Annotated in this window: 15 protein-coding genes; 10 read left to right on the forward strand and 5 right to left on the reverse strand. The window is 63.1% G+C overall.

What is annotated here, in order from left to right; all coding sequences use genetic code 11:
- The first annotated feature begins 53 nt into the window (after window positions 1-53).
- From KHC28_RS14280 to KHC28_RS14295, 4 genes are read left to right on the forward strand one after another with little or no spacing between them, the layout of a single operon-like run.
- Window positions 54-1,142, forward strand: coding sequence for a tail fiber domain-containing protein (locus KHC28_RS14280; protein ID WP_214008991.1), 1,089 nt, complete (start codon window positions 54-56; stop codon window positions 1,140-1,142).
- Window positions 1,142-3,364, forward strand: a complete 2,223-nt coding sequence (locus KHC28_RS14285; protein ID WP_214008992.1) for a phage tail tip lysozyme — start codon at window positions 1,142-1,144, stop codon at window positions 3,362-3,364. Before KHC28_RS14280 ends, KHC28_RS14285 begins: the two co-directional genes overlap by 1 nt.
- Window positions 3,364-6,486, forward strand: a complete 3,123-nt coding sequence (locus KHC28_RS14290; RefSeq protein ID WP_214008993.1) for a hypothetical protein — start codon at window positions 3,364-3,366, stop codon at window positions 6,484-6,486. The genes KHC28_RS14285 and KHC28_RS14290 overlap by 1 nt, the downstream gene beginning before the upstream one ends.
- A complete protein-coding gene (locus tag KHC28_RS14295) occupies window positions 6,483-6,803 on the forward strand; it encodes a hypothetical protein (protein WP_214008994.1) in 321 nt (106 codons plus the stop codon). Before KHC28_RS14290 ends, KHC28_RS14295 begins: the two co-directional genes overlap by 4 nt.
- Window positions 6,804-7,078: 275 nt before the next feature.
- Here the strand turns inward: KHC28_RS14295 and KHC28_RS14300 are convergent, their stop codons facing one another.
- The gene (locus KHC28_RS14300) at window positions 7,079-7,300 is read right to left on the reverse strand and encodes a hypothetical protein (protein ID WP_214008995.1); all 222 of its coding nucleotides are present in this window, start codon (window positions 7,298-7,300) and stop codon (window positions 7,079-7,081) included.
- Between the two features lie 265 nt (window positions 7,301-7,565).
- Here KHC28_RS14300 and KHC28_RS14305 point away from each other — a divergent pair, with 265 nt between their 5' ends.
- On the forward strand, window positions 7,566-7,835 hold the full coding sequence (locus tag KHC28_RS14305) for a DUF982 domain-containing protein (RefSeq protein ID WP_214008996.1): 270 nt from the start codon (window positions 7,566-7,568) through the stop codon (window positions 7,833-7,835).
- 27 nt (window positions 7,836-7,862) lie between these two features.
- Here KHC28_RS14305 and KHC28_RS14310 read toward each other — a convergent pair whose 3' ends face one another.
- Entirely contained in the window at window positions 7,863-8,138 is a 276-nt protein-coding gene (locus KHC28_RS14310; RefSeq protein ID WP_214008997.1) for a hypothetical protein, read from the reverse strand.
- 241 nt (window positions 8,139-8,379) lie between these two features.
- Here KHC28_RS14310 and KHC28_RS14315 point away from each other — a divergent pair, with 241 nt between their 5' ends.
- Window positions 8,380-8,676 (forward strand): hypothetical protein, encoded by a 297-nt coding sequence (locus KHC28_RS14315; RefSeq protein ID WP_214008998.1) that lies wholly within the window; start codon window positions 8,380-8,382, stop codon window positions 8,674-8,676.
- Between the two features lie 55 nt (window positions 8,677-8,731).
- Here the strand turns inward: KHC28_RS14315 and KHC28_RS14320 are convergent, their stop codons facing one another.
- Together KHC28_RS14320 and KHC28_RS14325 are read right to left on the reverse strand one after the other, a co-directional pair.
- The gene (locus KHC28_RS14320) at window positions 8,732-8,887 is read right to left on the reverse strand and encodes a hypothetical protein (RefSeq protein ID WP_214008999.1); all 156 of its coding nucleotides are present in this window, start codon (window positions 8,885-8,887) and stop codon (window positions 8,732-8,734) included.
- Window positions 8,888-8,929: 42 nt separating this feature from the next.
- Window positions 8,930-9,145: a hypothetical protein gene (locus tag KHC28_RS14325; RefSeq protein WP_214009000.1), complete on the reverse strand. Its 216-nt coding sequence runs from the start codon at window positions 9,143-9,145 to the stop codon at window positions 8,930-8,932.
- A 503-nt stretch (window positions 9,146-9,648) separates the two neighbouring features.
- Between KHC28_RS14325 and KHC28_RS28010 the strand changes: the two genes are divergently transcribed.
- Both KHC28_RS28010 and KHC28_RS14330 read left to right on the forward strand, forming a co-directional pair.
- On the forward strand, window positions 9,649-9,891 hold the full coding sequence (locus KHC28_RS28010) for a DUF6894 family protein (RefSeq protein WP_376772693.1): 243 nt from the start codon (window positions 9,649-9,651) through the stop codon (window positions 9,889-9,891).
- 68 nt (window positions 9,892-9,959) lie between these two features.
- A complete protein-coding gene (locus KHC28_RS14330; protein ID WP_230363334.1) occupies window positions 9,960-10,688 on the forward strand; it encodes a Crp/Fnr family transcriptional regulator in 729 nt (242 codons plus the stop codon).
- A gap of 31 nt (window positions 10,689-10,719) precedes the next feature.
- Here KHC28_RS14330 and KHC28_RS14335 read toward each other — a convergent pair whose 3' ends face one another.
- Entirely contained in the window at window positions 10,720-10,905 is a 186-nt protein-coding gene (locus tag KHC28_RS14335) for a hypothetical protein (RefSeq protein WP_214009002.1), read from the reverse strand.
- Window positions 10,906-11,013: 108 nt separating this feature from the next.
- Here KHC28_RS14335 and KHC28_RS14340 point away from each other — a divergent pair, with 108 nt between their 5' ends.
- Window positions 11,014-11,508 carry a YciE/YciF ferroxidase family protein gene (locus KHC28_RS14340; protein WP_214009003.1) on the forward strand — a complete coding sequence of 165 codons (495 nt, stop codon included), beginning with the start codon at window positions 11,014-11,016 and terminating at the stop codon, window positions 11,506-11,508.
- Window positions 11,509-11,667: 159 nt separating this feature from the next.
- Window positions 11,668-12,416 (forward strand): hypothetical protein (locus tag KHC28_RS14345; protein ID WP_214009004.1); only part of this gene is annotated, 749 nt, incomplete at its 3' end.

Below are 12,416 nucleotides of genomic sequence, written 5' to 3' on the forward strand. Positions count from 1 at the left end.
CGACGCAGTCGGGGCTGAATCGTGAGACCGCGATCACGCAGCAGCAGCTGAACATGGTCAACCAGCAGACCCCTTATGGGTCGTTGACCTTCGATCAAACCGGCCAGTCTTTCACCCCCTCTGAGACGGGCGGCCAGCAGTACTACTACAACGCCAGCACGGGCGAATATTCGACCGCGCCGCACTACACCAGCCAGTCAACCACGACCGAGGTCCCGCGCGCGACCATCGGAGGCGGATCGCGCCTTGGCCAGAGCCCGCTTACCCGGACGCAGACCTCTCAGGTGCTTGATCCGGCATGGCAGGACGTCGGCAAGGGCTTCATGACGCCGCAGTACACGGCGACGACGACGCTTTCCCCGGAACAGCAGGCCATCCTTGACCAGACGCAGGCCGCGAACCTCAATCTTGGCACACTGGCCAACGAGCGATCCGCCTTCCTGAAGGACTACCTTTCCCAGAATGTCGACCTCTCGACGGCGGGCCTGAAGAACTACATCGACCAGAACTGGGCGACTGACTTCAACACCGAGCAGGATCGCCAACAGGGGACGGTCCGTAGCCAGTTGATCAATGCCGGCATCCGCCCTGGCACGCCCGCTTACGATCAGGCCATGAGCGAGTTCGCCAAGAACCGTTCGTCCGGCTACGACCGGCTGCTGTCGGACACGTATGGGCAGGCCGCCAATTTCCTGATGACGGAGCGCAACCAGCCTCTGAACGAGATCAGCGCGCTACTTGGCGGCTCTCAGATTCAGAACCCGAATTTCGTCTCGACGCCGCAGACACAAGTGGGCGGCGTCGACTACGCGGGACTGGTCGCGGATCAATACGCTGCCGAACAGCAGGCATCCAGTTCTGCCATGGGCGGCATTTTCGGGCTGCTTTCGGCACCCTTCAAGCTCGGCAGCGGCGCCGGCCTACTCACATCAGATCGTCGTTTGAAGCGCGACATTGAGCGCATCGGGGCTGTAGGTCGGTTGCCATGGTACCGATTCAATTATGTCTGGGATCTACCCTGTGTAGCGCCGCGTGAAGGCTTCATGTCCGATGATGTTCGCCAGATCGCTCCGCATGCCGTCGTTGCAGATGCCGATGGCTTCGATGCGGTTGACTACGCTATCGCGATGGAGGCTGCCTGATGGCCGCTAATCCTTCGCAAGCATTTGTCTGGGGGCCGGGCGGACAAGCCCTGACCTATGAAGAGCTTCAGCGCCTGCGTGCGATGGAGGCACAGCAGGAAGGCGGCATTGATACGTCCCCCGTTGGGCATTGGACGCAGGGCGCGGCGCGCGTAGTGGATGCGCTGGCCGGGGCGATGCGGCGCGGGCAGATCGGCGATGCCATGGCTCAGAACCGGGCTTGGGAAAGCAACTTCATCGCCGATGCGCTCTCTGGCTCCTCTGCCCCGGCTGCATCGGGCCTCACGGGCATGGCTGGTGGGAGCGGCGGGGTGCCTTCCTCTGGCGGCACCGTCACGGACACCGCCATCGACCCCAATAATCCGGTCTATGCCGGCTTCATGGGAGGGGTGCAGCAGGGAGGCGTCACCAATCCGAACGCACTAGCCGCCATCGCCAGCACCGGCCACGCCGAAAGCCGGTTCAACCCGGCGAATGTCAATCGCAGTTGGTCGGACCCGTCCGTCTCGGGACAGCCCGGAACCGCCGGCGGCATCATGTCGTGGCGCGGGGACCGGCTGAACAACCTCTACAGCTTCGCGGCACAGAGGGGCGAGCAGCCCGGCAATATCAGCCCGCAGACGCAGGCCGCGTTCTTCCTCGCCGAAGACCCGCAGCTTATCCAGCGCTTGCAGGGCGCCCAGTCTGTGCAGGAGGCTCAAGGCCTCATGAACAATGCTTGGCGCTTCGCCAACTACGACCAGCCCGGCGGCGAGGCCGCTCGACGGCTGGCATTCGCTCAAGGTCTGCTCCCCAACTTTGCCGGCCAGAGCGACGGCAGCATGTTGCAGAAGATGCCGGACATCACGCCGGCACAGGCTGCGGCTATCCCTCGCGATCAGCTTATGCAGACGCTCCCCTACGCCCCTTCGGGCGAGCCGGTCGACCCTGCCACGGCTATGCAGCCGCTTGCACAGAACGCCCAGCGCCCCGTGCAGGTGGCAAGCGCAGATCCGAATGACGTCAATCCGGTTCTGATGGCACTGGCGCAGCGGAGCGGGGCGGTGACTGGCGCCCCGGCTTCACCTCCGCTTGGCGCGCCTCCGTCGGAAGGTGTCCAGCGCATCGCTCAGGCTTTGCAAAACGCGCCTTCCCGGAAGCAACCTTCGGCTTCCAACACCGCGCCTTTGGTAAGAGCCCTGGCGGCGTCTTCGCCCAATACTGGAGCGGGATCGCAATCGGGTGGGAATGCGCTCGGCATCGATCCCAAGCTTATCGAAGGCCTCGCTTCCGGCCGCTTGTCTCCTTCCGGACAGGCCGTTGTGAATGCCATCATCGCACGTCAGCAGCAGGCGAATGATCCTCTCCGGCAGGCGCAGCTCGAGCAGATCCAGTTGGAGAATGCCCGTCTGCGCAACCCGCGCCAGCCGCTGGTGAATGCCGGCGATGGACGCCTGTTCAACCCGAACAATGGCCAGTGGATCGACGCGCCGAACGCGCAGACTGCCCCGACGACCGTGGAAGCCTTCGATCCCGACACTGGCCAGCCCCAGCGCATGCAGTGGAATCCGCAGACGCGGGGATGGGATCCGATTGGTGGCGTGAAGCGGCCCGCTCCGAAGTCGCTTCCGGCAGCCGTGCAGAAGGCAGAGGCCGACGACCTTCAGGACATCCAGACGCTCGGCGGTATCAACGACATGCTCGGACGCTTCGATCAGCAGATAGAAGCCGGCAACCTCCCGCTCGGACCAGTGTCGAACATCATGTCGGGTGCCAAGAACTGGATCGGCAGCTCCGATGAGGGATCGCGTAACTATGCGTCCTTCATGTCCGGCCTCGAAAAGCTGAGGAATGACAGCCTCCGGCTGAACAAGGGCGTGCAGACGGAAGGTGACGCGGAGCGCGCCTGGAACGAACTCCTGAACAATGTGAATGATCCGGCCGTGGTGCGTCAGCGTCTCGCCGAGATCCAGGACATCAACCGCAAGGCCATCACCTTCAAATACGGGCTGATCGACAACCGCCGTTCCATGAACGGGCTGGACGCCCTCAATGTCGGCGGTGTCGTCACCTCGCCTTCGGGACAGCAGGGCGCGCCGCAGCAGCCAGGTGGCGCCGGAGCCGGCACCCAATCCGCCGCCCCTCCGGCTGGTGCGCCACAGGGTGCCCGGCAGGCTCCCGATGGCAACTGGTACGTTCCCGATCCGGCACGGCCGGGCAAATATCTGAAGGTTCAGCCCTGATGGTGCAGCTCGTCCCCGTCGACAACGACCCGTTCGCGGCCACTGCTGACGATACCGGCGGCCGGACGCTGCGGATCAGCGTGACACCGGCCAATTCTGCCAATCTGGTGCCGGTGGATCACGACCCATTCGCCGAACAGCCTGCCGGCGGCATCGGCTTGAACCTCACCGCTGGCGCTAATGAAGCCATCTACAACACGCTGGGCGCCCCGGTGGACGCGGTGACATGGGCGCTCAACAAGGGCATTGGCGGCCTCAACAGCATCGCCGGCACCGACATTCAACCGATCACCGATCCGTTCGGCGGCTCCCAATCCATATCGCGAGGCTTCGGCCTTGTCGGTGTCCCCGATCCTCAGTCAATCCAGGCGAACAGTTCGGGCGAGAAGATCGCGCGGGCCATGGGACAGGGAGCGGGCTACATGCTAGCCCCCGAACTCGCGGTGAGGGGTGCGGCCCAGGCGGCGGGAACCGGTGTCAATGCGCTGGTGAGCGCCCTTGCCGGCTCCTCCACTAGTGCCGCCGATGCGCTTGGCAATGCCACTGTAGGCGCTCTTGCCGGCGGGGGCGGGTCCATAGCGGGACAGCTCGCTCCGGAACCGTATCGTCCGCTCGCCGAACTCGGCGGCAATCTGCTGGGTGGGGGCTTGGGCGCGCTGGCGGTGAATACTCCTCGCATGGCGGCGGAAGCAGGCAGGATCGGACGTGACTATGCCGCCCCGCTATCGACGACAGGACAGGAGCGGATTGCGGCGCAGTCGCTTCGTGATGCTGCCTCTGATCCTTCCGCCGTGCGCGGTGCCCTCGATGCTCCTTCCTCTCCGCTGGTTCCCGGTTCGCAGCCGACGACTTTCCAGCAGACCGGCGACATGGGGCTGGGCGGGTTGGAGCGGATCGCCATGACCCGCAATCCGGAGGCCTTCATGCAGCGCGCCGCCGAGCAGAATGCAGCTCGGCAGTCGGCTCTCGGATCCATTCAGCCGGATGGCAGCCCCGAGGCGGTGGTGAATGTGCTGCGCCAGCGCCTGGCTGATATCGACACCGTGACAGGCGACGCCCTGAACGCCGCACGAACCAGCGCCCGCGATCAGACGGCGGCACTCGGCGGTGTAGGCACCCCGGAGGGCTATGGCTCCACCCTGCGCCAGATGCTGACCGATGCGGAGAATGCGACGCGAGCGCGGGAACGCGGCTTGTGGGCCGCTGTCGATCCCGATGGCACCTTGGCGCTGGAAGCCACTGCGATCCGGGAGGAGGCTCGGAAGCTCAGTGCCGGTCTGCCGCGCTCGGCAAAGCCGATGGAAGGTGAGGAGGCCGGCATCATCGGTGCCGCGAGCAACTATCGCGATGTGATGCCCTTCAGTGAGGTGACGGCGCTGCGTTCCCGAGTTTCCACCGAGATGCGGCGCGAGCTCTCGCAGAACGGTCAGACTCCAGTGTATGCTCGACTTGTGCGGCTTCGCGGTGCCATCGAGAACGCCCTTGAGGGTGTGGTGGCAGGCAAGGCAGCGCAGGAGGCGGAGGCCGTGGCGGCCGGCCAAATGCGGCCGGAAGACACGCTGATCGCGACCTGGGAACGCGATAGGAACGCTTGGCTTGAACAACGCGCCGGAGAGGCTAGGGCAGAAGTTGTCAACGGTGCTCGCGCCTCTGTCGGAGGTCGAGCGGCCACTTTTCCTTCAGCATCTGGAGGTCAAGGCCAAGGCCGAAGGGGATTTTCAAACCCTTCGAGCGATCCGGGACTATCGGGAGCTGATGGCCTCACCCCCAACTTCGACGCCGCCGCCCTCGGACGACTGAGGGAAGCGAACGACGCCACAAAGGCACGGGCGCAGACCTATGGCCTCGGCGCAGTCGCAGAAGCCCTGCGTCGGTCCGGTCAGCAAGGCCCCTACAACATGCCGGCCGCCGTCGTGCCCTCCCGGTTCTTCCGGCCTGGCGCACGCGGCTTCGAAGATGTGTATGCCCTACGCACTGCCGCGAACAATCCCGAGGCCATGGTGTCGATCCGCGACTATGCGGTATGGACCCTGCGCCGTGCTGCGGAAGAAGCGGACGGCACGCTGAACCCGTCGAAGGTCGCCACATGGCGCCGGCAGCATGCCGATGCGCTGCGCGCCCTGCCCGAAATAGACCGCATGCTGGCCGGTCCGGTAGAAGCCGCGCAGACGGTCGCTCGCCTTGCCGCTGAGCGCAAACAGACTCTCGATGCCTATCAAGTAGGATTGGTCGGCAGGTTGATCGGGGTTTCGGATCCCGCGGACGTGTCCCGCGCCATCGGCAGCGTGTTCACCTCGCAGGCCCCGGTCGAAATCATGCGCCAGCTGGCGCAGGAGGCACGCCGCACGCCGGAGGCCATGGCCGGATTGCGCAAGGCGGTCGCCGATCACCTGTCCCGCCGCGTCACCTCCTATGTGGAGGCCGCGACATCGGGAACCCGCAGGCTACAGGCTGATGGCTTCCAGCGGTTCGTCGATCAGAACCAGGCGGCTCTTCGCGAGGTGTTCGGCCCGGAGGAGATGAACACCCTGCACGGTATCGCTGCCGACATCATGCGCTCGCAACGTTCCCTGAACGCGGTGCGCATCCCCGGCCAGTCGAACACCGCGCAGGACGTGGCGGCGATGGTGGCGAACGACCGCAACGCCACGTGGTTCACCCGCCTCCTTGCCTCTGCCGGACCCGGCCTCGCGGGTGCGGCAGTCGTCGGACCATGGACCGGCCTCGCGGCGGCCGTGGGTGGCAATGTGCTGATGAACGCCCGCAAGGCCGGCTTGCAGAAGGTGGACGACATTATCGCCGACGCCATGCTCAATCCCGAGCGGGCACGGCTATTGCTCATGCAGGCCGGCAATCCGCGCGACGCGGCGGCCATCGGCCGGGCTCTATCGGACAGTTTCCGTCGTGCGACGACGTTCCCGGCATGGAACGAGCTCGAAAGGGATGACAGGCCTCCTCAGAACCTCACGCCTCTCTGGCCCCGCTCAGATGCCGGCGCCTCGCGCAATCAGCTCACGCAGGCTCTGGCGGCGGCCGTAGCAAAGGCTGGAAGTCGCCAGCAGACCAATCCGGCGGTGCAGCAGCTGGTGAAAGCCCTCATGGATCGGAGGATGGTGGCATGACGATATTGAGCGCATCCGAGGTCGCCCTAGATCTGATCGCCAGTGCGGAACGCGCCGTCCGCTATGACGGCCATGCCGGCACTGCTGAGGTCCTCGATCCGCAGATCCTGGCGCTTGTCTCTGCGCCGGTGAAAGCCTTCGACGACATCAAGGCTCTAGCCTGGATCGCCCATTGCCAGATGCAGCTGGCAATTGACGAGGCCGCCGACATGGGTGTCAGGCAGCGCGCCCTCTACATGTCGCGCAATGCCCTCTTCCGGGTGGCGGACGAACTCGGCGTGCTGAATGGCCCGCCTATGCCGGGGAATACCCAGTGACGGAGCTGGGCGAAATCATCTCCCGCCGCACCGCCGAGGCGGACTAGTTCGCCACGCCCTGCTCGTGCCCGGCGCCGATCACGCGGTGCTCGATCTTCCAACCGGGCTGGTGATCGTCGACCGCGTCCACAACACCATTCACGGCGATCCTGCGGAGTTGCGGCGGTACGCTCACGCAATCCTGGCCGCCTGCCGTCGGGCAGAAATCGTCGACCAGCCCGATTGGTGACCGGGGGTCGTTTTCTGGACGCCGTCGAATTGGAGCCGACCTGATCTCAAAAGTCAGTCTTCATCGGAGCCTGATAGTCCGGCTGAACGATCTCACCTCGTGGATTGAGCGAAGCGACCATTCGGTCCCCGTCCCAGATTTCAACCCGTCGACCGGCCCGCATCGCGCGGACTTGGGCAAGCACAGCCGTATCGTCGCTGCATTCCATGTCGCTCGCCATCTCCAATCCGCCTTGGTGGCCGAACATAAAGATCTTGTAGAAGGTCATGGACATCGCTCCTCACCTTCGACGTCGTATGCATTGTGAACGCGTGCGTTTGTCGGGTGTTCCGAGCCTGACGCGCCCTGCGCGATACTGATCTGCGGTCGTGCGCGTCCGTCGCCGGCCGCTTTCGCCTGAAAGGCCTCTCCCGTTCGATGGAACGAACAGCAGATGGGGATGTTGGGCTATGACCGACTGCGCCTGGTCGGTCGCCTGCACAACGACCTAGCCCCCGCCCCGCCTCGGCGGGGGCGTTTTTCCGGTGCTTCCAATGTCCATGCTCATTACGCCCATTTCCGTCTCGGAGGACGCCGCAACCCGGCGAACCTTTGGTGACGTCGAGGGCGCCGCACGGTTTTTGATGGAAAATTGGCCAGAAGCGTTCTCCAGCACCCCGCTGCACGTCTCGGCTCGGCGAGTGGCATTGGACGCTCTAGCGAGCCATGTCCCGGTCGAAGCCTTCAGGCTGGCATTTGCAGCCGCGGCAGAGGAGGCCGGCATTCTGGCGGATCCGCCGTCAATTGGCCTGACAATCGGCTAAACGCCAGATGTCTCACTCCTCACAAGGTCAGCGATCCGGCTTTGATTGATCCGCACCCATGAGTTGGAAGCTGCTGCCGGCAACACCGTTGTCCTGACGGCTGCACATGGCATCGTACTCACGCTGCCTCTCCGCCATGTCAGCGATGTGCGCAAAGACTGGATCGGTGTCGCCGCCCATAATCTCGCGCGCGACGACCGGCCAGAGCCGATCAATCTTCCCTTGCCTTTCGGTCGGCCAGCACCCGGCGGCCAACAGATCCTGCGCGCAGATCGCACGCGCGCGCTCCTCCAGCTTTTCCATGACAGCCACGCTGCCGCCAGTGCTGACGGCGTATGAGAGATGTGGCGGATGAAAGCGCGTCCTTGCGCGACGCCATTTCAACCGTTGGGGCCGATCACCCTAAGCATGGGCTCTCATTAGGAGCACCGTAACCATAGCACGAACGGCCGAAAACGTCGCGTTCAATAGATTGGCATAGCGGCGGAACCCTCTCTGCGACCAATGGTTGTCGCTAAGTAAGCAGAGTGGGACCTTCCCCAGAATGGAAGTGATTAGATCCTTCAGCGGTGAAGGGTGGCTGCGCGTCTCCGGGTTCGCAGCGACGACCGCTCGCTATGACATCAATGTGATGCGTCGAAAGACATCGATCCCCGTTGGGGGGCTCTATGCAACCGGCTTCATCGCGACTGAGATGCCATCCATGATGGGAGTGCCCCTGACTTCGGTGCTTGTCACGCTTGAGGACGGGAATGCTCACCGAGGCAAGATCACCGCAATATCGGCGCAAGGGGTGGAGGTGTTGTTTGACGCTCCTCTTGCCTTGCTCTCCACAGCGTAGATAAGGGCATCTGCTCCAGGTGTCCGGCGCTTGCAGGCGGTGATGACTATGTGGCCTAGGGAAGATCTAGGGGAAAATCCAGCGCGGTCACCAGGCGGTTGCCTTGCCAGATTTCCATTCTTAGGCGCTTCTGCAGAAACCGGGCACGCTGAACAGCAGCTAGGTCATCAGCACAATCGACCTCAAGGGTCGACGAGATCATGCCTTCCATTGAAAATTCCAAAATCCGATAACGCTGCATGGGTCTGGTCGCTCAGTCTGGTGCCAGGGTCCGGTATTCCGCTGAAAGTTTCTCGATCTCCTCTGCGGTAAATGGCCACTCACCAATGAGCACGATTCCTTGCCGAACTTCGTTGGCCACAGCGGGCCAGAAGCGGTCGACGTAAGTGGCGATCTGTTCGGGCAAAAACCCTTTTTGCAGGAGATCGAGGCCGCAGATGCGACGAGCGGTTTGCTCTAGCGATTTCACTGAAAAGCACCTTGGTCCGATCGAATATCCCCGAGCGCGGCCATTAGAATGAAGCCTGGAGGGGAGGCAACGCTGTTTCCGTAACGCCAGCTAGCCCCACGCATACGGTTTGCGTTCGCCCCGGAGGGAAGGGAAATTCGCGACAGCGAAGTCTCTCAATTGCGCAGGTTCCTGCAATCCGAATTCAAGCCCTTCCGACACTCGAGCTCGCACCATCATCCTCAAATTAGAGTTGACCGACAGCAAGGTAAGTGGCGGCGTCCGTTGCACTATGTCCGCCCAAACTCGTTCGAACATGACGTCGAGCCCTTCGGGTTTGGATTGCATCGATCGCCTCCTGAGGATCCGGAGGGAACACCATAGTGCGGCGCGTCGAGCGGGCCTCTAACATTTGTTAGTCGTGCCAAACCTTTGCCTGTTCATCGGTAGCTTATACCCGTGCTGGAACGCGACGTTCGTTCCGGCGTTGGCACCTAAGACGTGGCCGATCGCAGGGGATTACGGTGCCAATTTACTCCTTCAAATGGTCTGGCGAAGAACTGCCCACAGAGGTCGATCTCCCGGATGAACACGCCGCCTGGTCAGAGGCGGTCATGACGCTGGGTCAAATGCTTCGCGAGTTGGACGGCTCCTTTCCAACTGAAGGAGAGTTGGAAATGGAGGTCCAGAGCGGAACAGGGGCAACCGTCGGCTGGATTTTAGTGAAAACGGGAAAGGGACGACCGCCGAGGGGCCACCAAAATTAATGCGATCTCTCTTGCGGAATGCCTGTCGCCTCCGCTGAAACAGAGTCGTCACAACCATGAGGATTTCTGTGAACGGGTTTCACATTCACTCTCTGTTGCGCAAGCTTGATGCGGAGAGGCGGTTCGCCAAGGAGGAGATTGCGGCTCTTCGCGAACTGCCGATTCAGATCGCCAGCTTGCAGCCTGGGGAGCACATTGTGCGCGAGGGCGATCGTCCGACCAAGTCGTGCCTCATCATCGAGGGGCTCGTCTGCGCCTCGAAAACAACCGCTCGCGGCAGTCGGCAAATTGCCTCGCTGTATATTCCCGGTGACATTCCCGACCTTCAAAGTCTTCACCTTGAGGTGATGGACATTTCTTTCGAGGCGATTACGCCCGCCAGGATCGGCTTCATCTCTCATTCCGCGCTCCGGCGGGTCTGCGATGCATTTCCGCGGGTGGCTTCGGCACTTTGGCGCACGACCTTGGTAGATGCCGCGATCTATCGTGATTGGGTCACCAACGTAGGGCAACGCGACTCCGATTCACGGCTTGCCCATCTTTTCTGCGAATTGAGGATGCGTCTGGACACCGTCGGCCTTGTCCAGGAAGAAAGCTATGATCTGCCGCTCACCCAGACGGACCTCGCGGATGCGCTCGGCATCTCGGTGGTGCACGTCAACCGCACTTTGCAGAAGCTGCGTCGCCTCGGCCTGATATCATTCAGAAACAAGCGGTTGACGGTGCTGGATTGGCCTCAACTTGCCGAAATGGGTGATTTCGAGCCCAGCTATCTACATCTGTCCGAACGAGTATAGCGGTTATCGTCGTCGTGACAGCGAGCGCGGATCACGCGGCAAGCCACGCGACGGCAATCCCTCTCACCACGATAATGGCAGCCAGCCACGCAACCACTCGCACGGCGAAGGGCATGGCAGATGCGCCACCACGATTGTCGTCGAAGCCGCGGGAGGCTTCGTAGGTGACGGCGAGCGGATTGGGGACGTCGCCGAAATTCCCTCTTTCCGCGCCCACTCGACAGTATCCCTCGTCGGGGGAAGCCTCGCCGCCTCGATAAGCTTTCACGGAACGAACTGCTCGGCCTTTGGTTCTGCCTCTGCTTGGGGAACACAGGAGAGCACAATGCCTGAGAAGAATCTTGAAACCCTGTTCCACGACACGCTCAAGGACATCTACTACGCCGAACGGAAGATCCTCAAAACTCTTCCGAAAATGGCCCGCGCCGCCTCGTCCCCGGAGCTGAAAGCCGCTTTCGAAAAGCACAAGGATGAGACTGAAGTCCACGTCGAACGCCTTCAGCAGGTGTTCGAGCTGATGGGCAAGCGAGCTCAGGGCAAGACGTGCGACGCCATCGAAGGCATCGTCGCCGAAGGCGAGGAGATCGTCGAGACGTTCAAGGGCACGCCTGCGATCGATGCTGGCCTCATCTCTTCGGCGCAGGCAGTCGAGCACTATGAGATCACGCGCTACGGCACGCTGAAGCGCTGGGCGCAGGTACTCGGCCTGAAGGACGCGGTGACGCTGCTCGACGCCACGCTGAAGGAAGAATCCATGACCGATAAGGCGCTGACAAGCTTGGCGGACGCATCCGCCAACGCCATGGCGAAGGCCGCCTGATCCAAGCAGCCACCCGGTATCCCCGCGGTGGCTGCTTCAGTTCAGGATCCCGTCTATCGAGAGGAGACCATCATGGGCCGTGGCATTTTACTCTGGCTGCTTGGCATTCCGATTCCGATCATCATCCTCCTCGCGCTGTTCGTGCGATAGGAGGACGTCATGGCATCAACCTATCCGGCGACCGACGTCGCCGCCCCAATCGAATCTTCCTCCTCCGCTGTGAGTTGGGGGCCGGTCATCGCCGGCGCCTTCGCCGCCGCGACGCTCACCTTCGTGCTCATGCTGCTGGGCTCCGGCCTCGGACTCACCATGGTTTCTCCCTGGTCCAACGAGGGCGCCAGCGTCACCACCTTTGCCGTCTCTACGGCAATCTGGCTGGTCATTGTTCAATGGCTATCCTCGGGCGTTGGCGGCTATCTGACCGGGCGGCTTCGCACCAAATGGGTCGGCATCGCCACCGACGAGACTTTCTTCCGCGACACCGCACACGGTTTCATGGCCTGGGCGGTGGCAACGCTGCTGGTGGTTTCGGTGCTTGGTTCGGCCCTTTCCGGAGCAATCGGCACAGGTGTCCAGGCCGCCTCGACCGTGGCGTCCGGTGCGGCGCTCGGGGCTTCGGCAGGCGCAACCGCTAGCGCCGGATCCGGCAGCGGCAGCTCGGACGCGACGTCCTACTTTGTCGACGCCCTCTTCCGCCCCTCCGATCCCGCGCAGCTGGCAACGCCGGGTGCCGAGGGCAATGCCGCCGCGGCCGCGCAGGCTTCGCGCATCCTGATCGCCAGCGCCGCCGCCGGCGAAGTCTCCCCCGGCGACAAGACTTATCTCGGTCAGCTCGTTGCTGCCCGCACCGGCCTATCCCAGGCGGATGCGACGGCGCGGGTCGATGCCGTGCTCGCCCAGGTCAACGA

It is taken from the genome of Ancylobacter sonchi (assembly GCF_018390695.1).
GTDB classification, from domain to species: domain Bacteria; phylum Pseudomonadota; class Alphaproteobacteria; order Rhizobiales; family Xanthobacteraceae; genus Ancylobacter; species Ancylobacter sonchi.